Genomic DNA, 21,059 nt, shown 5'->3' with positions numbered 1-21,059 from the left:
ATCGGCCCTTTTTCATACCTCAATCCCCGAAAGGATTAGTCACATCGTACCTCAGCATGTCTCCGTGCTGCCAGCATGCCCGGCTACTGGCGTGTCACCGCAGCGAGAGGACCCCGCCTCCGTGTGGGCAGCGCTATCGCCATTCTTGGCGGGACAGCCTCGCGTTCGTCTTTCGCGTGATGGGGGCAAGACCTATCCGCAAAAGCACGAACGGAACCTAACCGAAGCACTCCCCTCGCTGCCCGCGGCTGTGAGAATTTTCGGTAAAGACGGTACGTGCGCGGCAATCTTTCTCGACTTTGACTCCTCAGTAGCGGGATTAGATTGGGTCCAGGCTGATGTGCGCGCGGTCCAATCTTGGTTGCACTCAACCGGGGCCCGCTGGATTGAGGACTATTCCCCAAATGGCGGTCGCCACGTCTACATCCCGCTCGCACAGCGGGTCACCTTCTCCGAAGCGCGTGATCTTGTCGAGGCGCTGGGCACCCGGTACCGGACCCTGGACAAGACCCCGCACCAGAACCTGCTCCACGGCTGCATGCGAATCCCCGGCTCACCGCACAAGAGAGGCGGGCACCAGGAGCTGGCCATGAGCCTCTCCATGGCCTACGACATCGCCCGCCGGCCCAACAGCGCGGCGGTCTGGGCCGCCATGACGAAAGACCTGGCCGCCGAAATCAAAGCTGTCCGGGCGCTCCGCCAGGAGGCAACCTTCACGCCGGCGACCGCCGAAGCACCCGCCATCGACCAGTCCGGCGGCCGGATGTCCCGAACCATGCAGGTGCTTGCACAGACCGGCCTGTACGACACGAACCGGTACGCGACAGACTCCGATGCACGCCAGGCAGTCATCGTCAGCGCCGCGGCCGCAGGCCTCGAGCTCGTCGACGTGGAGCGGCGGATGCTGCAGGGAACCTGGCCCGGACTGGCCTCCTTCTACGCCCGATATGCAGCCCGTCACCGGCTCCCGTCCCTGCGTAGGGACTGGATGAGCGCCCTCAGCTACCTCAGCAAAAACAAGGCCAAAAAGGACAGGAAAGACAATGTCCGCAAATCCCCCACTAGCCAGCCAACTACACAGGCGGGCCCAATAAAGGGCTCTAATCCTGTTTCGAATCCCGATGCAGAGCATCGGTTCATCCGGACCTGGCGGAACGCTCTTCGCATCAGAGAGGTGAACTACCAGGAATCCAGGACGGGAATGGCACGTCGGATGGTGCTACGGGCACTGGGGGAAGCAGCCCACATGACAGCCTCCCGCTTTGTTGAATTTGGGATCCGGTCTATCGCCGTCGCCACCGGCTTGGATCACACCACCGTTGCCTTGCATCTCAGGGTGCTGCGAGCCGAGAAAGATCCCCTGATTACCCTGGTGGAAGAAGGCAGGGGAACCAAGGGTGATTTGTATATGCTGACCGTGCCCGAAGAGTTGAGGGCGGTTGCCGAGCAAGCCACTTGGCAGAAGGGAAAGGTTCATGCTCTTCGGCCGGCGTTTAGAGAGCTGGGTCTGCCTGCGGCCTTCGTGTATGAAGCCTTGGAGCACTCCCCTGTGTTGTCCACTGCCGAGCTCGTCAGGACTACTAGGCTCTCTCGCTCAGCGGTGAACGAGGCGTTGGACGTACTCGCCGCATGGAACCTGGTGGCCAGGAGCACCGGGAAGTTCTGGTCAATTGTCACGGCGACGTCGCTGCGGCAGCTCGCTGAACACTTCGGTGTTCTTGAGGCCGTCGCTGCCCAGCTGCAGCGCTACCGGCAGGAGCGGATCATCTGGCGAGAGTGGCTAGCTAGGAACGTCAACACCGTCGCGGAACTTCTGTCCCCCGGTGAAGACTATCCATGGCACGAGTTCGAAGGGCCACCCGACGAATGGTCGCTGTCCGATATGGCTTTCAGCAGAGCGCGATAGAGAGAATGCCGAGTTCTTCCCGCCTTGCGGGCCCCTCCCCGACCGCAACTTCGACAGTTCCCATTGCAAGCCATAATTCACGCCATAAGTTAGGCCATAAGCACTACGGGAAGATGTGCCAGGGCCGGCGTCGCGAGGTGCGGTTTCATTCTGCTTTGGTTTGTCCCGCTTGAGTGTGGAGCCCAAAGACAGTCGAGACGAGGGCGCTGCGTGATGGTGCATCGAATTCGATGACCTTCTCATCCAACCAGGCAACCTGCAGCCCATCGAGGCGCAGCTGGATCTGGATACCGGCCTCTCCCCGTTTCCGCGGGGCGCGGCGGGGCATCCCGGAATTGGTCAGCGTGGTCTCGGGGATGAACTCCTTGGTGATCTGCTTGTCATCGACGGCCTCGAAAGCGTCGATCAGCAGGTCCGCATACGTGGTCCTCTGCCGATAGACGGCATCCTTGACCTCAGCCAGGAGTGCCGGCGGCAGGTACACACCGACGTTGCGCAGCGCTCCGGGAACCAGTTCGGAGGCTTTTGTCGCGTTAGCTGCCTTCTTTGCAGCAGGCTGCTGCGGCGTTGTGGCCTTTGGGGCCTCGACGGATGTGGAGGTGGCCTGCTCCCCCGCTGCATCCAGGGGCGCCTCCTCAGCAGGTGCCTGTTCAGCGGACCCCTTGTTGGCCTGCGGCTGCTCTATAGGTACCTGCGTATCAGCCGGCTCGGGTGCTGTTGCTGGCGGTGCCTGGAGAAGTTCTCGAGTCGGTGCCGGTGCCTCTACAGACTCATCGGTTTCTGGTTCCGGTGCGGGGGTACCCCTCCCCCGTTTGGGAGCTAGCAACCCTTGTAGGGCTGCACCTCGGGCAGGGGCTATAGGTGCGAATGCCCCTGCAAGGTTCTGTCGGCCGCTCATGCTTGGTTCTCGCTTTCGATCTCGTTAAGTCGGGCGAGGATCTCGCCAGTCAGCTGCTCGTACTCCTCAGCGAGTCCTCCGGCATTGCGCGAGAAGAATCCGTCCGCCGGCTTCTCCCCTGCCCGGAGCGCCTTCAGGCGTTTCTTCTGGGCGTCGGTAACGGCGCCTTCAAGTTCGTGGAAGAGTAGGCCTTTGCGGCGGGCGTCGGCGCTTGCGCTTTCCAGGTTCCTGATACGAGTTTCGAATACCGGGGCCACGGTGCCAAGCATCTCTTCTAAGGTGTCCCGAACGCTGCGTTCCAAGCGCAGGGAGCGCGGCCCGACCCCGAACAGGACGACGCCGGCTAACTGCAGGGAAGGGTTCCGGTCTCGTACGGCCATAAAACGGCGTGCGATGCGCTCGACCCCGTCGATGCTTGCATCATCTGAGCGGGTAGGAATGACGACTGCGGTGGAAATCGCGAAAGCGCCTTCAACCAAGATCCGCTCCCCTGGCGGGGTGTCGATCAGTATCAAGTCGTATTCGTCTGCCAGCGGGGCCAGGACGGCATAGAGCATATCGCCAAAGTCACCGGCGTCCGAGCGGCTGGAGCGGGACACCATGAGTCCCTGAATGTCTTCGAGATCCTGGCCGCCGGGAATGACATCAAGGTTTTCCCGTACGTCGCGCAGGATCATCGGCGGCGTGCCGGCGATAAGGGCCTGGAAGAATTCCCTGCCCGTCTGTCGCTCGTATCCTAGGTCTCGTGCCAGATCGCCCTGCGGGTCAAGATCGATTAGCAGAACGCGGGAACCGGCCAGGGCTACGTACCCTCCAACGTTGGCGGCCGTGGTCGTCTTCCCGACTCCGCCTTTGCCGTTCGCCAAAGAGACGACGCGGTCAATGGCCCGTGTCGCTTGGCGTTGCGGGGGTACGGGGGTTTGCAGTGATCGTGCCATCGCCCAGCGATTCTCCTACTTGGTGGTTGCATGTTGTCCTGCTCTTAACGCTATGTGCACTCCTCTGGGAGTGCTGGTAGTGACACGCATGTGGGGGATAACTGTGCGTGGAGCAGGCTTCTACACTGTCCACCAGGTTGTAAATGACGTTTGGTTGCAGGCAGGACTTCCTACGTGATTACAGGGTGGTGTCACGGTAGGTGTGTCAATGATGTTAAAGGCTGGAGCCGCTATGGCCTTATAGGTGTGGTTCTGTATGGTCCATCAAATGCACATTGCAATTGTTTTTCCTGTGCTTTTACTTATGTGCCGTGACATTTGTCGTCTAGCGTTTTTGCCCATTTAGCGATCTATTGCGCGTATGGCTAGTCGCGATGTTTGGCGTGAAATGGTCTGGATGGCCAGATATCTGGTCGGGCGGCTGGTGCGGCCCCTACTTGGGTGTCCAACAGGAGATATGGCATGGGTTATGGCATGATCGATTGTTGAGTGGAAAGTGGGGAGCAGGTCCTATATGGCAACAAGGCAGGAGTAGCGATTGTGATTGCCCGTCCTGCATTCCACGCTAGCTGGCTCCGCTTGGCACCGAGACCAGCATGGTCTAATGCTAGCGATTAACACAGATGTGTTACTTCGGTGATTGCTGATGACGAGCGCTTCGGGGCCCACCAGGGGAGGAGCGGGCTAGCCCTCCCGCCAAATGCCCGGTCTGCCCTTCGGGGCCTGGGTGCGCCTTTTTGGCGTGAACGCCGAGCCCGGGGGAGAAGCTGTCGCCAGGTGGTGTGACAGAAAGGCGGGGCTGGCAGCGTATGAGCTACTGCCCCTACGGCGGTCCACGGCGGGGCAGGCGAACTCGGTATAGCGCGGCGGCCCACCGGACTGTCACGCGTGCATTGAATCCTAGATCTTCGCCCTTGTCGGTAACCCGGTCCTCGCCGACACTGCCTCCCGCTAAGTCCCAATACGATGTTCATCAGAGTCGCCGCGCCCCTACATCCCAATATGAGCCGTCCAAAAACGGCTGGCTGCTACGCAAGGGTCACAAACGACCGTTTCTGACCTGCGATCGGCATGCCTCCGGAAATGTCATTTTCCACACTCGCGTGCACGGCGGCCCCCTTGTTTTCGAGGTTGTGCAGGCGGGTGTTGAGCACTGGTTTTTCCGTACTCCTCTGCACTAGGGTCGTTTTTGCTTACTACTCCTCTGCACGCCGAGGGAGGTGTCGGAGTGGATGCGGAATCGGCGCCCATTCGTGAGCCGGGCACGTTGACGATGCCGGATGATCTCTGGGAGCGGACGAAGTCGGTTTCGGCCGTGATCGGGCACTTGGCTGTGCGCGCGGTCGTCGGTAGGGCAGCGGTTGATGCTGCCGCCGCGGTGTTGGGCATATCGCGACGTCAGGTGTACGTGCTGATCAGACGCTATCGCGACGGTTCTGGGTTGCTGACGGATTTGGCTCCTGGCCGTTCCTCCGGAGGGAAAGGAACCGCACGGCTGTCAGAGGAGGTCGAGGACCTTGTCCGGGCGATGGTGCGGAAGCAGTTCCTGACTCGGCAGAAACGGACTTTGGCGGCGGTGTATCGGGATATTGCTGCGGCCTGCCACGCACGGCAGCTTCCTGTCCCGGCCCGAAACACTGTGGAGCGGCGCATCCGGGCGTTGAATCCAGTTGAGGTAGGCCGGCGCAGGGGAGGGCCCGATGCAGTGCGGCCGTTGCAGTCTGCTGGGGACGAGGTGCCGGCGGTCGGCACGATCTTGGAGCAGGTGCAGATCGACCACACCGTCATCGACGTGATCGTCGTGGACGAGCGGGAGCGCCGACCGATTGGTCGGCCGTATTTGACTGTCGCGATCGATGTTTACAGTCGGTGCATCATCGGCATGGTTGTGACCCTGGAGGCACCCTCGGCAGTGTCGGTCGGGCTGTGCCTGGCGCATGCCGGAACCGATAAAAGGCCATGGCTTGAAAGTCTGGGTATTGAGGCGCGGTGGCCCATGAGCGGGAAGCCGCGACTGCTTTACCTGGATAACGCCAGCGAATTCAAAAGCGAGGCACTCCGGCGAGGATGCGACCAGCACGGTATCAAGCTGGCCTACCGCCCGCTGGGCCGGCCTCATTATGGCGGCATCGTGGAACGATTGATCGGCACTGCAATGCAGCAAATTCACGAACTTCCCGGGACCACCTTTTCCAACCCCAGCGAACGGGGCCGGTATAACTCGGACCGGAAGGCCGCGCTGACCCTGCGCGAGCTGGAGAAATGGATAACCCTGGCCATCACCAGCTACCACGGCACCATGCACAGCACGCTGCGGCAGACGCCAGCTGGTCGGTGGGCAGAAGGGGTCGCGGCGACGGGGCTGCCAGCGGTTGCCACGAACCCGACAGCGTTCCTGGTCGATTTCCTGCCCGTCGTGCGGCGCACCCTGACGAGGACGGGTTTCGTCATCGACCACGTCCACTATTTCTCGAATGCGCTGAAACCTTGGATCAGCCGGCGTGAAACGCTTGGGCCGTTCCTCATCCGCCGGGACCCCAGGGACATCAGCAGAATCTGGGTGTTGGAACCAGAGGGGGCTCACTATGTCGAGGTCCCTTACCGGACGATGGCCAACCCGTCCGTGAGCCTGTGGGAGCACCGGCACGCCCTAGCGCGGCTACACGAGCGCGGCGTCGCGCAAGTGGATGAGGTGGCGTTGTTCCGCACGATCGAGCAAATGCGGGAAATCGCAAACACTGCCTCGAAGACTACCAAGCGCATGCGCCGCGACGCCGAGCGCCGCAATTTAGCGACGACGCGGCATTCGAAGACACCATCCCCATTACTCCCGCCGGAAGCCGCTGCTGAGCAGAAACCGGACACGGTCGCGGATGCGGCCCCGGTGCCGCTATTCGATCAGATCGAGCAGTGGTGACCATGCCCGAGTACGAGGCACCGGAGTTGTCCCACCTGCACCCGAGTGTGCGGGACGCGGCACGGTTGCCTGCGAACGAGCGGGTTGAATTGATCCGGGCCGACCGGTGGATCGGCTACCCGCGCGCGGTGGAAGCGTTGGCCCGCCTGGAGTCCCTGCTGTCTTGGCCGGACAAACAGCGCATGCCGAACCTGTTGCTGATCGGGCCGACGAACAACGGCAAGTCGATGATCGTGGAAAAGTTTCGCCGGGGACACCCGGCCGTGGCCGAGCCGGAGCGGGAAAGCATTCCGGTGTTGTGCGTACAGATGCCGTCTGAGCCTTCCGTGCTGCGCTTCTACATCGCGCTCCTGGTGGCGCTTGGGGCACCGCTTCAACCACGCCGGCGTTTGGCTGACGTGGAGCAGATCTCGCTGCAACTGCTGCGCTTAACGGGAGTGCGCATGCTCGTCATCGACGAGCTGCACAATGTCCTCGCCGGGCAAGGCAACAGCCGCCGGGAGTTCCTCAATCTCCTGCGGTTCCTGGGCAACGAGCTGCGCATCCCGATCGTCGGCGTCGGAACGCGGGAGGCATATCTAGCGGTCCGCTCCGATGATCAACTGGAAAACCGGTTTGAACCGATCGTTCTTCCCTTGTGGAACACGGGTGCGAACACCCTGTCGTTGTTGGCCAGCTTCGCCGCCGCCCTGCCGCTGCAGCGCCCCTCGGACATCGCTACCCCTGATATGGCGCAGTACTTGCTCACCCGAAGCGAGGGAACCATTGGCGAACTCGCCCGGCTCTTGACGACAGCGGCGATCGCCGCCGTGGAAAGCGGTGAAGAGCGCATCAATCGCCGCACCCTTGTCATGGCCGACTATGCAGGACCCACAGAGCGGCGCCGCTTGTTCGAACGCGAACTGATGTGAGACCACCGGAGCGCTGGCCCCTGCATCCGGCACCTGCAGCAACGGAGTCCTTGTCCTCCTGGCTGCGGCGGACGGCCGCGAGCTACGGCATGTACTCCTACCAGCTGCTCGAACACGGACTCGGTCACCGGGAACTCAGCGACGCGGAGCTGGATCTGAACCCACCACTGCACCTGCTCGACGAGCTCGCCAAACGCACGGGCCTCGACCACCACCGCGTACATGCGATGACCATGTCCGGCTGGGTGCCATGGCTCTTCGACAGCCTCGCTCCCGCCCCCGACAGTTACGACACCTATGTACACCAGCTCTCGGTCCTCCTGCCACCGGCGCGGCGCCAAATCTACACACCGCGGAAGTGGTTGCCATGGCTCCCGGAAAGCGGGGTGCTGCGGGCATGCCGCGAATGCCTGGAGTCCGGCCCGACGATACTGCTCTTCTGGCAATTGCCGCTCATGGCCAGCTGCCCGGCACATCGGCGCAGGTTGGAGACCTATGAAGGACACCCTGCGGATTACATCTCGTGGGCAACTCCCGCCCATGACCAGCGGGAGCCTCCGGAGTCGTTGATCGCCCTGGACCGGCGGACGTGGCAAGCGATAACTACAGGATCCGTTGACCTTCCCCGGCGCTCGGTGCACGCCGGGGTATGGTTCCGGCTGCTGAGGACCCTGCTGGATGAACTCAGCACGCCTCAGGGACGATACGGCCGGCAGCTGGAGGACGTACGCCGGGTCTGGGACCACTGCGGCCACCCGTTCCGGGCGGGCTTGCACTCATGGCAACCTTTCGAGTCCCTCCGCTGGACCAGGCAGCAGCAATTGCTCGAAGCCGCTGCCGCCCTCATGGCAATGATCGAGGACGGCACTCTGACCGCCCTGGGTACCTCCGCGCACCTTCTGCGTCCCGAACCGAGCCGCCCGATCAGCGACGGAACCCCGCCGGGATCACTGACAGGCACCCCTGGTGGGCAGAAGCAGCCGACACTGGACGAGCTCTGGAACCAGGCGACGACTACCTTGGACGCGTGCATCGCAGCAGCCAAAACGGATCCCGTGGTCGCGAAGCACCTCTTCGACTTTGCACGCTACGGGTGCCGCAGTGAAGAATCCGTCCTCTGTCTTCGGGACACCTTCGCCGAGCTTCAGATACCTCTCGACTTTCTGTCACAAACAGAAGGAGACGAACCCTTTGCCTGACGTAGAATAAGTAACGGGTTAAGTGACGTGTTCTGATTTCGAAGCGAGCTGAAGTTCTTCTGTCACTTAAACGAACATATAAGTGACTGCGGGAGTGGGCCATGCTGGTTGGGTACATGCGGGTCTCAAAGGCGGACGGATCCCAGACCACTAACCTGCAGCGCGACGCGATCCTGGCCGCCGGTGTTGATACCGGCTCGCTCTACGAAGACCTGGCCTCCGGAAAGAAAGACAACCGGCCCCAGCTTGTGGGATGCCTCAAAGCACTGCGGCACGGGGACACCTTGGTTGTCTGGAAGCTCGACCGGCTCGGACGGGACCTGAGGCACCTGGTCAACATCGTCCACGACCTGACCGAACGCGGCATCGGACTCAAAGTCCTCACGGGGCAGGGCGCCGCCATCGACACCACCACAGCCTCCGGAAAACTCGTCTTCGGAATCTTCGCCGCCCTCGCCGAATTCGAACGCGAACTTATCTCCGAACGAACCCTTGCCGGCCTGGCTTCTGCCCGGGCCCGTGGCCGGAACGGAGGCCGCCCCTACAAAATGACCGCAGCCAAAGTCCGCCTTGCCATGGCATCCATGGGCAAGCCAGGAACCAAAGTCAGCGAACTCTGTACCGAGCTCGGCATCACCCGCCAGACCCTTTACCGGCACGTCTCACCCACCGGAGAGCTGCGCCCCGACGGCGAAAAGCTACTTAAATCGAAGTGATCACGGGGAACCGACTTTTCCATGGACACCAGCCAGACTGGACGCGGCTAACGCATTGGTTGCAGTAGGCGCCCCCCGTCAACGTGCAAATCACCGTGCGGCCCTTGCGTACGTAGCCCGAACGCCGCGCGAACATGGCGGATGCCTTTGTCAGCACGATGATCCACCGGCTTACGGGCACAGGGGACCTCTGCCACGGACGCCTGGTGTTTACCGTGCCAAAACCTGGCATGAGGCACGGCGATTGATCGTCGATCGACGGCGTCCGTTCAGGGATCCTCTACCGCCCCTTCCCAAGTCACCCCTTTCAACGGTGTCCGGGGGCTCCGCGGGCGATGAAGCAACAGGACCGTTTCGTCGGCGGTCAGGACCTGACGCGGCGTGACTCGCGGGCCGGACGGACGCTGGCCTTCGCCGCGCACTGACTCGGCAGGGTACTTGGACCGCAGGATTGACCCGGAAACCGTAATTCGGGCGGGCCATACCCCGCGTCACAGGCTCCGAAGGATTCGCCAAGGGTTTCCCCACCAAACCCGTAAGAGGCCTTTCCTGCCGTGAATGCTAGGGCAGACTGATTCAGGCTCCGCCTGATCCGGTGCCGGTATCGGGGGAGTAGTGAAGAAGGAATCGGAACGCGGCGCGGTCGCGGTCATGGTGGCGTTGTTGCTGGTGGTGCTGCTCGGCTTCGGAGCGCTGGCTCTGGACGTCGGGATGCTGTACGCCCAGAAGGCCCAGCTGCAGAACGGCGCAGATGCTGCAGCCCTCGCCATCGCCCAGGACTGCGCCAAGCGGGGGCTGAAGTACTGCCAGCCCGACGCCGCAGCCACAGCCCTGCAGTACGCCAAGGCCAACACCAACAGCGGCATGGCAGACGCTCCGGCCCCCACCTTCCCTGCCGCTGGAACTGTCATCGTGAACACGGCGGCCCGGGATGCAAACGGTCCCGGACTGACCCTGTGGCTGGCCAACATCTTCGGCATTTCCCGCGCAGATGTCGGCGCGACCTCCACAGCGAAGTGGGGCGGGCCCTCAGCTATGACGACGGCGCTGCCGGTCGCGTTCTCCGATTGCCAGTTCGATCTCTCCGGCGCCACACAGGTGCTGGTCGTGCACGGACCCAAGTGCGCCAGCCACAATCCGTCGGGGCAGCTCATTCCCGGGGGTTTTGGCTGGCTCACCCCGGACAACGGCAACGTCTGCGGAGCGACGGTGACCATCGCAAAGCCTGCTCTGCAGGGCAGCAATGGCAACGCCGTGCCAAATGCGGTGTGCAAGACGGCGTTTTCGAACCTGCAGGGGCAGACGGTCCTGCTGCCGGTGTTCGACACTGTTACTTCAAGCGGTGATTACAACATCAAGGGTTTCGCTGCCTTCCAGATGCTCGGCTACCGTTTTCCCTCCATGAGCTGGAACAACACCGGAAACCCCTCCTGCACCGGCCAATGTTTTGGGATTATCGGGAAGTTCGTCAAGTACGTCACGCTGGCCGACCTGCCGCTGGGCGGGGCGGATCTGGGCGCCGACGTGGTGAAACTCAGCCTGTAGGTTCCAAATGTATGAGGACCAGTTTCCAGAACGGCAGCACGAAGCCGAAAGCGATGAATTGGCCAGCGAATCCAACGCCCCGATCATCAGCGCGACCAGGGCCGACGGTGTCGTGCCCGTTCCACGGCACGGCCCGCAACGGTGCCGGGTCCACCTGGGGCGGCGCCGGTCGGGCATGGGCCTTATACAGGTCCGGGCCGAACCCGGTGACGCTCGGTGCGGCGAAACCAGTCAGGCGCGGCAGTGAGAAGAAGTCTTGGACGCGGCCAGCAGGCTGTAGTGCTTGGTGGGCGGAAGTGCCGGCCTGAGGGGTGAAGGGTGACAGGAGGGCCCCGACCTGACCGCCGCTCGTCTTATCGCGTCAGTTTGGTAATGTTCCCGCCCAGGTCCGGGCCGCCGAGAGTGAAGCTCTGGTCCATCGATACGTACCGGACGAACTTGCCGATCAGACCTTTGCAGCTGCCGGTGCAGGAGGGGTTTCCGGTGTTGTTCCAGCTATGGCCGGGGAAGTTGAATCCCTGCAGCTGAAACGCTGCAAAGGCCTTGATGTGGAACCACGCGTTCGTGCCCTGCCCGCCCGCATCGTCGTAGACCGGCAGCAGGATGATCTGGTTTTTCAGGTTATCGAAGGTCGTGCTGCAACCCCCCGGTTCGCTGACGCCTTGCTTTGAGGACACCGTGGGGTTGGCAAGGGTGATGGTCGCTCCGCACTTGCCCGGGTCTGAGTCCAGCCAGCCAAACCCGCCGGGAACGACATGACCGGACCCGTTGGAGCTGGCACAGGATGGCCCGTCATGGTAGGCGAGGACCTGGGTGGTGCCGGTCAGGTTGAACTGGCACTCCGAAAAGGCCAAGGGCAGGGCGGCGGTCCCCGAATACGGGCCGCCCCAAGCGGCGGTGGCCGTTGCACCGACCTGGACAGTGGAGATGCCGAAGACATTGGCAAACATGGTCAAGACGCCCGGGCCGTTGCTGTTGCGCGCCGAGGTGGTCACGCTGACCGATCCGGGAACGGTAAAGGAGACGCCCGCGTCCGCCAGCCCGGAGTTCGCGTTGCTTCCAGCAAGGTTTTTCCCGGTGGTGGTAGCCCTGCTCTGGCATGAGGTGCCGTTCAGGGCGCAGTCCTGTGCTATCGCCAGGGCGCCGGCATCGGCACCATTCTGCAGCTGCGCCCGGGTGGCGTACAGCATTCCGACATCCACCGCGAGAGCTGCGCAGCCGAGCAGCACCACCAGCAGCAACGCCATCATGACCGCGACCACCCCGCGCTCGTTCCCGTCCCCACGCCCGCGCATTCTGGCCCACCAACCCATATCCCCAACCGTTCACTCGTCGTACCCTCACGGCACGCCCACGTGGGGGCCATTCACCCCTGCGGCCCAACCTAGAGTGCGCATCAGGCGCCAACAACCGCACCCGGTACCTGTCTTTTACTCACGCCGGGGTATGAGGCGGCCAAGTGGTACCCGCACCGTCAACCGTAAGAACTGGGCGCGGAAGTTATCCCGGCTTCCGGGTTCACAATCCGTATCTTGCCCGGACCCGGCTGAAACCGGCGAACGTCCGGCAGCGGATCCTGGTTCCACTGCGTTCATAACCCGCCGGCGCGGGGCGCGGCCTTGCGGACAGTCCTGGCGACGCGGCGGGCTTCCCGTGCGCTCGGGAAGCCACGGGCCGAGTAAACCATGCAGTAATTCACTGGTTGAACTGCCCTCCAACCCCAGCCGCCGTCCGGGTGCGGGAAAATTTCATACCCCACGCTGGACGCCGACGCCCGGAAAGCCGAGGCTTCCTTGTGGGCGAATTCCAGGGAAGCGTAGTACCGGCCGGCCCAGGCCTCGAGTTCATCGTTGGCCCCGTAGAGCCACCAGGACGGTTGCCCATCCGGGCTCATTGCGACATGGAAGATCATGTTCTCAACTCCCTTGCCCCGTCATGCCGGTGCCGCCGATTGAAATGGTCCCACCTGGTGAGGTTACTGGGAGTCTCGGCGCCGGGCACCAGTGGCGTGTACCCCAATCTGCCTGGCGGCGCCCTCGGATCCGGTCCCGGGCACCCAGACAGTACTTCCCCTGTACTTATTATGCGCAGGTTCAGACCCGGCGGCACGCTGCGGCGGCTGCGCCAATACCGGTAACCGAACCCCCGCCTTATCTGAACAAACGGGTCCCTGCCAGCCTACGCCGCGGCGTCGGGTACTCAGATTGTGAGGTGCTTTTGCAGGTGTTCCCTGGTTTGCTGGGAGCACCGTTTGAGTCTGGTCAGGTAGGTGGCGGCGAGTCGGGGAAGGACGATGGCCGCGTCATCAGGGGCAGTCTCGCGCAGGGACCGCTGAAGGTCTACGGCGATGGCCGCGAGACGTTCGGCGCCGACCATTTCGCTGGAAGTGCGAAGGCTCAGCGTGGCGTCCATCGCACCAGCGGAGTCACCGCTGGTCAGCGCCAGCCGCAATCTTCCGTTCCTGCGTGCAAGCTCGCCGATATAGCTCCGGAGGAACGTCAGCCAGATTCCCTCGTCGTATTCGAGCTCTGACCGCAGCTTTTCCAGCACCCCGGCATCCAGCAGCGGCGGGAGCACCTCGGTCTGCTGCCCGCTCACAAAAGCCGCTTTGAAGCAATGGCCGCTACGGACCCTGATACTGCTCGATTCATACCGCGCCCCCGAACACGAACTGTGCAAGCCGTGACCTGTTGTCTGAAACCACGGCCCAGCCTCGAGGCTACGGGACGAGCAGGAAGCGCACACGAGTAGCAGGTACTCGAAAATGATGTCCTGGCCGGTCCCACCAAAAGTTGGCGGCCGTGCAGGTGCAGCCGCCGAGGAGCAGGCTGATCCTGTAGGGTGAGCCGGCGTCAGCTGAAAGGAGACGCCGGCAAGGGCGGTTCCAGGTACCCCCAGGGGATGCCGTTAACTGGGTGGTGGCAGGATCTTTACCTCAGGCCGCATGACGGTTTGCACCTCATCCTGGACGGCAGCACTGCGATTGGCCAGCAGCTGCAGCCCGGAGCGTACGGGTTCGCGCAGACGGACACCATAAAAGGGCCCCGATACAGGTCACATCTGGCGGATCTACCAGCGCCTTGACCACATTCCCATGTAAGTGGAGGGAGAGGTGGTGCAGTTGTGTCCCGCTTGGTCCTTCGTGTCTGGCCGCACACCGGCTCAGTAACAGCGCGCACAATGAGAATCTCTACGCAGGCTCCGCCTTGCCAGCCGTGCACGCTCCATGGATGGGTAACCTACATTCGAAAGCCTCCAGTTGCTCCGCATGGTCGAGGGAGAGGACCACTACCTAGTCGTCACACCTGTGCCTGTGAAGAGGGCTACTAGAACCGGCGGAACGGCAAGGCTGGCGCGCACCACCGCGGCAACCCTGCGCCCCCGGCGACCCGGCCATCCAGGGGCTGCGAAAACCATTTTTGAAGAGAACCGCCCATCGGGCGATGCCCTTGCCGATCACCGCACAGATGTCAGGCTGCAACGAACAGAGACGGATTGCCGTGTAGGTCCGGGTGGGCTGCGCGCAGGATCTCGTGTGCGGTCTCGTGCAGTGCAGTGACTTCCGAGGTAAGGCGGTGGATGCTCAGCAGGGCCAGGTCGAATTGTTGTCCGCGCACGAGGGGCTCGAGTTCCAGGCAGCAGGCTTCGGTGGTGAGGGCGCCGCACATTGAAGAAGCGAATTTCAGGCTCAGGACGGCGTCGAGGGCTGCTTCCCGGTCGTGCTCGCGAATGGCTTTAAGGATACGTTCGAGCCGGCCGGGGAGCATTTCCAAATATGTTTCCAGGAAGTCCAGGGCAGCGGCCGGGTTCTCAAGCTGAGCGGCGAGTTCATGGAACCGGGCAAATTGGAGGAGGGTTTGGACTCGGTTACACAACACGCGCGGCTTTCCCAGTGGCGTCGGAGCCGGCGGCAGGGGTGTCTTCGGGTGATTTCCGCCAGATGTTGGCGAGCAGGCCGATGACCAGCACGCCCGGGGCGCCGTACATGAGGATGTTCATGACGATGGGCTGGCGCAGTGCCCGGATCGCCTTCCCGATAAAGGGGATGGTGACGACGTGCCGGTCAACCATTGACCCCTGGATTGTGGCTACCCAAGGGTCGAGACCGTTGTTGGCGTCACCCTTGGTTTGGACGGCAGTGGTTCCGTCAGGGTTGGTGGTGATCTCCGTGACCCGGTGCGTTTCGATGCGGTGGTCTTCAACGGGGATGGCGTAGGTGATGACGTCGCCGACCTTGATGTCACTGACCGGGACCGGCTGGGTGACGACGACGTCACCGGGGTTGATCAGCGGTGCCATCGAACCAGTGAGCATGGTGGAGGTCTGATAGCCAAGGATGCGGGGCCCGATGGCCATTGCCAGGAATGCGGCTACGGCCAGGACCAGCAGGGTGGTGGTCAGTGCGGACACGGAACGGCGCAGGAACCGGGTGGCCCGGCCGCTGGAACGAGGACCCTCGACATTGTGCGTCCTGGCATCTCCCGTGTGGGGGATGGAGACGAAATCAATGGCGGCGCTCATGGGTGGGTCCTCGTTCCGGGGTTGCGGCTGTGAATCGGTGGATTACTTGGTGACGCCGGTGCGCTGGGTAGCGGTGAACGTGAAGTCGACGGTGCTGTTCAGGTTCTTGAAGCTGTTATCTGCGGTGTCCGGCAGGGAGGTGATGACCTTCAGGTTGTCGGTATTGCCGGCGGTCAGCGCGGTCGGAAGCGTCAGGGTCTTCGCGGTCCCGGTGATGATCGGGGCGCTGGCCAGGACGACGGTCTTGGTGCCTCCGCAGGTGTACGCTCCGGCCGAACCGGCCCATGGGGTGGTGCAGTTCTCAATGCTCAACTGCAGGCCTTTGGCGCCATCGATTGTCAGGGCCGTGGGGGTGCCGGTTGCGGCCGTGCTGAGGGTCACGTTGTTCAGGTCCGAGGTGCCGGTATTGGCCAGAGTTGCGAGCCTTTCGACCTTGTCGCCTGGCAGCATGTCAGTGACGGGATTGTTCAATGTGTTGGTGGCGCCCGGGCCGGCGAGGGCGATGGTGACGTTGCCGCTGGCGACGGCCTGGCTGGCGGAGGTCGTGGAGGTGAAGGCACCGTAGGTGCCCATGCCGGCGACGGCGGCAGCGGTGCCGACCAGTGCGGCGGATGCGATGATCTTGCCGGTGGTGGTTTTCAAGTTGATGCCCATGACAGTGTCCTCTGCGTGACGGGCCTACCCCCAGTGGGCCGGCCGTGGATGTCTACAGGCCCGATCGACCTGTCTGAGAGCAACTCTGCACTTGAAGAATCAAGGAACCCTCTTGCCGACGATCAAGAAAGAATCAAGAGATTTTCGGTGTTTTCGCAGTTCAGGCCCATAACTGGTCGAGTGGCCGGACTTTTGTAAGGCGGGTCCCGGCCACTTCGGAGATTTGCCCAGACCCTGATTCTGCCTTGATTATTTCTTGAGATTCATGCTGAAAAATTGGTGAGGACCCTGGGCCGTGGCGCAACACGCGGCGTGCCCCAGTGGCTGTGAAAGGGACAGAAGTGCGGCATTTGAGGGGCGTTGGCCGCGGGGGGCAGGTCCTGCTTGCCGGTGTCATGGCTGCGTGCCTTCTTGCCGGAGCCCCCGCGGCGAACGCTGTGTTTACCAGGACCGTCGACGCCGGGACCGTGTCAGTCGGAACGTATGCACTTCCCGCCCCCACCGGAAACACGGTACCCGTCGCCATGTGCACACAGAAGGGCCATAGCGGCAAATACACGTTGGACATCACGGTGACCAGCCACGGGACTGTTCCCAAAGCAACGGGTTACGTCCTGAGGATCTGGGATGGCAACGGTCTCCTCCAGGATTCAAAACCCCTCAATCCCGGGTATGTGTATTCCACAGCTACGGCGGCCAAAGGGTGGGGCTATACGATCGACGCTCAATATACGGTCCCCACACGGCAGACCAATATTTGGTCCAGCTCCGCCACACCTGTCACCCTTTGCAACTAGGACGTCTCTGCCATAACTAGGTGGGCTAGGGACTGCCCCGGCTTTTGTTGACTCGGGGTCTTAGGCCGCTGTGAGCGCGGTCCGGTTGATTGTTTCATACTCGATGGGCGTGAGTTTGCCCAGCCGTCTCTGCCGTCGCCGGCGGTGGTAAGTCCTTTCGATCCAAGTCGTGATGGCCAGCCGCAGGTCCTGCCTAGTGAGCCACCGTTGACGGTCCAGGACGTTCTTCTGCAGTAGCGAGAAGAACGATTCCATCGCCGCGTTGTCCGCGCACGCACCGACCCGGCCCATCGAGCCGGTGAGCCCGTGGTGCCGGAGCGCTTCGACGAAGCGACGAGACCGGAACCCTGGGACCCTCGATCCGAGTGCACCACTGTCCCCGCCGGGCGGCGTGCCCGTACGGCGTTCTCCAGCGCGGTGACGGCAAGCGAGGACTTCATCCTTGAGTCCATGGAATAACCGACGATCCTGCCGGAATAGACATCCTTCACCGCGCAGAGGTAGAGCTTCCCCTCTGCAGTGGGGTGTTCGGTGATGTCCGTCAGCCACAGCTCGTTCGGCGCCGCGGCCGTGAAGTCGCGCTCCACTAGGTCGTCGTGGACCGGTGGGCCGGGTCTGCGGTTCAGGCCACGCTTCTTGGAGAACACCGACCAGATGCCGTGGACCCTGCACAGGCGTTGAACCCTGTTTTCACCGGTCAGGACGCCTTTCTCCTGGAGTTCGTCGGCGATGAAGCGGTACCCGAATGCCGGATCATCTGCATGGATGTCCAGGGCGGCGTTGACCAGATGCGCATCGACCCAGTCCCGTTCCGTTACCGGACTGGCCCGCCACCGGTAATAGCCTTGCTTGCTGAATCCCAATACCCTGCAGGTCACCGCCACGGGAATACCGTCGGCGGCAAGATCCGTGACCAGCGGGTAGATCATTTTGGGTTGATGTCCCTGGCCAGATAGGCAGCAGCCCGGCGGAGAATCTCGTTCTCCTGCTCCAACAGGCGGTTGCGCTTCTTCAGCTCCCGCATCTCCGCCGACTCCGAGGCTGCCGGGCCGGCCCCGGAATCTTTACGTTCGGCGATGGCAATCCAGCGCTTGAGCGTGGTTACCGAAAGTCCGAAGTCCTTCGCGATCTGCGTCAGCGGCGCTTCGCCCTTGCGGGCCACATCGATAACATCCTGGCGGAACTCCGCCCCATAAGGCGTGGGCATGGTCAACATCCTTCCACGAGCACAAGCTCGTTAGGTCAAGGAGTCAACAAAACCGGGGGCAGTCCCCTATTTGGAGAGCTTGCGGTGGGTTACCGCTTTGTTGTCCGACGCCCCGCGTACTCTAAGTGCCCCACTGGATGCCTGATTCCTCGGGAAGCCCGCATGTGGCGAAATCCACGGCACGCCCTACCTTTGATGGCGCTGGTTTGCGCCGAGTACGCGAAGACGAGCGCGTAGAATTGGTGGCGATCCCCGTTTCAGACCCATCGAGACTACCTGAACCAACGGCTTGGTACGGGCCCCCTCGACTGTAGAAGAGCTGCTCTTTGACAGCGCAACCCACTCCTATGGTTGCTTTTCATGAGGTGTACTTAACTCCTAGACAGGAGGCTCCGTCTATGAGGAAGCCGCCAGCTCCGAAAATGCCGTCGCCAAGATCCCAGCTGGCCTTATTACCGTCGGTTAATTCCTCTGCTCCAATGACGGCTCCCGCGCCTTTGTAACGAGACCGCCGGCTGCGGACCCTGCGGGCATCGGCCGCCAGAGGATCTGTCAATTTCAGTACCCGCCTGCGCAACTGGCCGCGTGTTCCCGGGGTTGCGCAGACGAGTATGGATACCGAAGTGTCAGAAGTCGCCTGCACGAAACGGCATTGCGCTCAACACTCCTCTGCACAATCCGTAACTTTTCAACCTGCACAATATCTGCGCCGGGCTCTTGCCCACGGACGTGCCGGTGTCTTGTTCCGCGGGCCGGCCGGCAGGTCATGGTTTCGCGAGGTGCCGGTAGATCGTGGGACGGGTGACGCCGAATTCCTGGGCAATGTGTTCCACCGTGTGAGCACGCTTCCCGTCCGCGCCCTTTTCTTCATACATTTCCCGGGCCAGCTTCACCTGGCGCGGGCCTAGCTTGGGTTTCTGCCCGCCGGTTCGGCCTCTCGCCCTCGCCGCGGCTAGACCATCACGGGTACGTTCGGACATTAGGGCATGTTCGAACTCGGCGATTGAGCCGAGGATCTGGAAGAACATTCGCCCCATCGGGGTGGACGTGTCGATGCTTTGGTCCAGTACGACCAGATCGATCCCGCGCTCCTGGAGGGCCTTGGAGACCTCTATGAGGTTTTCCAATGACCGGCCGAGTCGGTCGAGTTTGGTGATGACGAGTTGGTCTCCTGCCCGGTTGGCCGACAGTAACGCCTTGTCCAGCTCGGGCCTGCGGGCCAGTTTCCCGGAAGCCGTGTCAAGGAAAACCTGCTCACAGCCGGCAGCCATCAAGGCGTCGTACTGGGCTTCGGGATGTTGATCGCGGGTGGAGACCCGTCCGTATCCGATTCGCATCACCGAAACGTATCACCAACCCTGCTGAGCATTACACAGGCGCGTACACGGGAAGCATTACAAAACAGGCTGCGTGTTTCCGGGCCTTGATGAACATGCCCTGGAGTGTCTTGCGAACGATCGATCGCGAGACACGTTGCGATGTGTTCATCATGCAGCGCCACTTATCCGCCACACCGTTCCTAACCAGGCGCTTCCGCTATGACGATTGTTGAAGGGGTAGGTTTCCCCTGTGAATGGCGTTCAACTGTTATGGCTATCCGTGGTCGCCGCGGCTTTGCTTATGACTCTTCTGGTTAAACGCGCAGCGGCGTTTTCGAAGTCAGTTTCGAATACGTTGCAACTAGTCGTCCTTGCTGTCGGCTAAGTCTCAGCCCTGACAGTCGCCAATGCCTGCGGTGGACTACCAATACTTCACGACCGCCGCCGCGCGGCGGGGAGCGGCTTCTAGGCATAATGGTCAACCAAGCCCAGTACTGTATTGCGTGGTACCCAGGCAGCTGGAAGCCCTGCTAAATCCCTAGGCCCGAAATATAGACATTAGTGTGTCCGCGCGGGATAAAATCGCGCCATTGGTACTTCTGCCAGGTTCACGCTCTATTTAGGGACTCACTTGAAATTCAGCCGCATCGACTCGTCCAATGTCATGGTCCCTGCACTGACCGGAATCCTACTAATCAGCTTGTCAGCTTGTGCTGCCCAAGCCGGGACACCCACTCAGGGTAGCCCATCGGCCGCGCCACCAGTCACCAGCACCCCCTCCTCGGCGGGTCCAGAGACGACCCCGGCTGTAGCTAACAAATACACGTTAGACAGCCTAAAAAGCATGTCTCCGGAAGCATTCAATGTATTATCGAATGCTCAAAAAGGACCTTATCTTAAATTCCTTCTCTCAGAGACGGATAAGCACGCCGAATGGTTTGCTGGACCAACTGGGGATCTCTACAAGTTTAATCCGCTTGATATTAGCGCCGAGACAAACACAGCCGAGCAAATCATTAGGCAGTTTGAGTTTCAATCAGAATTAGCTTACGCTCAACCACTAAACAATGTTATTGGTGACTTCACGCTCAATAAGAATACATCGAAAAAAGCACTGTCAGCACTCTTCTACGACACTATAAGCGAGCATACCCCTCCGCTCTACCAAGCAAGAATCGCGGAAATCGATAGTGGGGTTCAGGCTATCACCTACTCGGTCCCTCTGACTGACGCGAAGTTTGTCAAAGGCCTCATCGAGGGCGTTGATGAAAACGGCAAGCCTATAAAAACAGTAATAGTTAGTGCGTCGGCCAACAAGGTACAGCATACTTACCAAATGGTCTACGACAAACTTGATGATAAAACATCTATCTGGAAACTATACAAAGAATTACCTAATGGCTAGTGTTTTTTAGGGCCGATGGCCAGGAGATGGTGACCGGCTCGGCCCGGGCACCATATTGACGATGCAGGGCAACTTGTTGGCGTCGTCTACGCGGGCGGGACGAGTCAGTACGCGGTCCCCGTCGAA

Annotated in this window: 16 protein-coding genes and 1 pseudogene; 7 read left to right on the top strand and 10 right to left on the bottom strand. The window is 61.7% G+C overall.

Annotated elements, in window-relative coordinates:
* Positions 1-64: 64 nt before the first annotated feature.
* Positions 65-1,906 carry a MarR family transcriptional regulator gene (locus AB4Y79_RS06955; RefSeq protein ID WP_441859995.1) on the top strand — a complete coding sequence of 614 codons (1,842 nt, stop codon included), beginning with the start codon at positions 65-67 and terminating at the stop codon, positions 1,904-1,906.
* Positions 1,907-2,051: 145 nt separating this feature from the next.
* Here AB4Y79_RS06955 and AB4Y79_RS06950 read toward each other — a convergent pair whose 3' ends face one another.
* Together AB4Y79_RS06950 and AB4Y79_RS06945 are read right to left on the bottom strand one after the other, a co-directional pair.
* Positions 2,052-2,732: a hypothetical protein gene (locus AB4Y79_RS06950; protein WP_441859993.1), complete on the bottom strand. Its 681-nt coding sequence runs from the start codon at positions 2,730-2,732 to the stop codon at positions 2,052-2,054.
* 68 nt (positions 2,733-2,800) lie between these two features.
* The gene (locus AB4Y79_RS06945; RefSeq protein ID WP_441859992.1) at positions 2,801-3,742 is read right to left on the bottom strand and encodes a ParA family protein; all 942 of its coding nucleotides are present in this window, start codon (positions 3,740-3,742) and stop codon (positions 2,801-2,803) included.
* A 1,228-nt stretch (positions 3,743-4,970) separates the two neighbouring features.
* Between AB4Y79_RS06945 and AB4Y79_RS06940 the strand changes: the two genes are divergently transcribed.
* From AB4Y79_RS06940 to AB4Y79_RS06920, 5 genes are all read left to right on the top strand, one after another.
* Positions 4,971-6,659, top strand: a complete 1,689-nt coding sequence (locus tag AB4Y79_RS06940; RefSeq protein WP_441859990.1) for a transposase — start codon at positions 4,971-4,973, stop codon at positions 6,657-6,659.
* Between the two features lie 2 nt (positions 6,660-6,661).
* Positions 6,662-7,570, top strand: coding sequence for a TniB family NTP-binding protein (locus tag AB4Y79_RS06935; protein ID WP_441859989.1), 909 nt, complete (start codon positions 6,662-6,664; stop codon positions 7,568-7,570).
* The gene (locus AB4Y79_RS06930) at positions 7,567-8,769 is read left to right on the top strand and encodes a TniQ family protein (RefSeq protein ID WP_441859988.1); all 1,203 of its coding nucleotides are present in this window, start codon (positions 7,567-7,569) and stop codon (positions 8,767-8,769) included. Before AB4Y79_RS06935 ends, AB4Y79_RS06930 begins: the two co-directional genes overlap by 4 nt.
* A 101-nt stretch (positions 8,770-8,870) precedes the next feature.
* Positions 8,871-9,485, top strand: coding sequence for a recombinase family protein (locus AB4Y79_RS06925; protein ID WP_441859987.1), 615 nt, complete (start codon positions 8,871-8,873; stop codon positions 9,483-9,485).
* A gap of 615 nt (positions 9,486-10,100) precedes the next feature.
* Positions 10,101-11,030 carry a pilus assembly protein TadG-related protein gene (locus AB4Y79_RS06920; protein WP_441859985.1) on the top strand — a complete coding sequence of 310 codons (930 nt, stop codon included), beginning with the start codon at positions 10,101-10,103 and terminating at the stop codon, positions 11,028-11,030.
* A gap of 353 nt (positions 11,031-11,383) precedes the next feature.
* Here AB4Y79_RS06920 and AB4Y79_RS06915 read toward each other — a convergent pair whose 3' ends face one another.
* From AB4Y79_RS06915 to AB4Y79_RS06880, 8 genes and pseudogenes are all read right to left on the bottom strand, one after another.
* Positions 11,384-12,325: a pilus assembly protein TadG-related protein gene (locus AB4Y79_RS06915; RefSeq protein ID WP_441859983.1), complete on the bottom strand. Its 942-nt coding sequence runs from the start codon at positions 12,323-12,325 to the stop codon at positions 11,384-11,386.
* Between the two features lie 296 nt (positions 12,326-12,621).
* On the bottom strand, positions 12,622-12,942 hold the full coding sequence (locus tag AB4Y79_RS06910) for a hypothetical protein (RefSeq protein ID WP_441859982.1): 321 nt from the start codon (positions 12,940-12,942) through the stop codon (positions 12,622-12,624).
* Positions 12,943-13,229: 287 nt separating this feature from the next.
* Positions 13,230-13,628, bottom strand: a complete 399-nt coding sequence (locus tag AB4Y79_RS06905) for an Hpt domain-containing protein (RefSeq protein ID WP_441859980.1) — start codon at positions 13,626-13,628, stop codon at positions 13,230-13,232.
* 872 nt (positions 13,629-14,500) lie between these two features.
* Positions 14,501-14,908, bottom strand: a complete 408-nt coding sequence (locus tag AB4Y79_RS06900) for an Hpt domain-containing protein (RefSeq protein ID WP_441859978.1) — start codon at positions 14,906-14,908, stop codon at positions 14,501-14,503.
* Complete coding sequence (locus AB4Y79_RS06895) at positions 14,898-15,551, bottom strand: signal peptidase I (protein ID WP_441859976.1); 654 nt, start codon at positions 15,549-15,551, stop codon at positions 14,898-14,900. Before AB4Y79_RS06895 ends, AB4Y79_RS06900 begins: the two co-directional genes overlap by 11 nt.
* A 42-nt stretch (positions 15,552-15,593) precedes the next feature.
* Positions 15,594-16,205 (bottom strand): TasA family protein, encoded by a 612-nt coding sequence (locus tag AB4Y79_RS06890; RefSeq protein WP_441859974.1) that lies wholly within the window; start codon positions 16,203-16,205, stop codon positions 15,594-15,596.
* 857 nt (positions 16,206-17,062) lie between these two features.
* Positions 17,063-18,209 (bottom strand): annotated as a pseudogene (locus AB4Y79_RS06885) (IS3 family transposase).
* A 764-nt stretch (positions 18,210-18,973) separates the two neighbouring features.
* A complete protein-coding gene (locus AB4Y79_RS06880; protein WP_441859972.1) occupies positions 18,974-19,546 on the bottom strand; it encodes a recombinase family protein in 573 nt (190 codons plus the stop codon).
* 826 nt (positions 19,547-20,372) lie between these two features.
* Here AB4Y79_RS06880 and AB4Y79_RS06875 point away from each other — a divergent pair.
* Positions 20,373-20,933, top strand: coding sequence for a hypothetical protein (locus AB4Y79_RS06875; protein WP_441859971.1), 561 nt, complete (start codon positions 20,373-20,375; stop codon positions 20,931-20,933).
* Positions 20,934-21,059 lie beyond the last annotated feature (126 nt).

Origin of the sequence: Pseudarthrobacter sp. YAF2, from assembly GCF_052113345.1 — a bacterium.
GTDB lineage: Bacteria > Actinomycetota > Actinomycetes > Actinomycetales > Micrococcaceae > Arthrobacter.
This window is presented reverse-complemented; position numbering and strand designations above follow the sequence as displayed.

What these genes read in the sequence shown, in the direction of transcription:
- AB4Y79_RS06895 (WP_441859976.1), bottom strand. Translation starts at nt 15,551, where the DNA reads ATGAGCGCCGCCATTGATTTCGTCTCCATCCCCCACACGGGAGATGCC.
- AB4Y79_RS06935 (WP_441859989.1), top strand. Translation starts at nt 6,662, where the DNA reads ATGCCCGAGTACGAGGCACCGGAGTTGTCCCACCTGCACCCGAGTGTG.
- AB4Y79_RS06945 (WP_441859992.1), bottom strand. Translation starts at nt 3,742, where the DNA reads ATGGCACGATCACTGCAAACCCCCGTACCCCCGCAACGCCAAGCGACA.
- AB4Y79_RS06890 (WP_441859974.1), bottom strand. Translation starts at nt 16,205, where the DNA reads ATGGGCATCAACTTGAAAACCACCACCGGCAAGATCATCGCATCCGCC.
- AB4Y79_RS06925 (WP_441859987.1), top strand. Translation starts at nt 8,871, where the DNA reads ATGCTGGTTGGGTACATGCGGGTCTCAAAGGCGGACGGATCCCAGACC.
- AB4Y79_RS06910 (WP_441859982.1), bottom strand. Translation starts at nt 12,942, where the DNA reads ATGATCTTCCATGTCGCAATGAGCCCGGATGGGCAACCGTCCTGGTGG.
- AB4Y79_RS06915 (WP_441859983.1), bottom strand. Translation starts at nt 12,325, where the DNA reads ATGCGCGGGCGTGGGGACGGGAACGAGCGCGGGGTGGTCGCGGTCATG.
- AB4Y79_RS06880 (WP_441859972.1), bottom strand. Translation starts at nt 19,546, where the DNA reads ATGCGAATCGGATACGGACGGGTCTCCACCCGCGATCAACATCCCGAA.
- AB4Y79_RS06875 (WP_441859971.1), top strand. Translation starts at nt 20,373, where the DNA reads ATGTCTCCGGAAGCATTCAATGTATTATCGAATGCTCAAAAAGGACCT.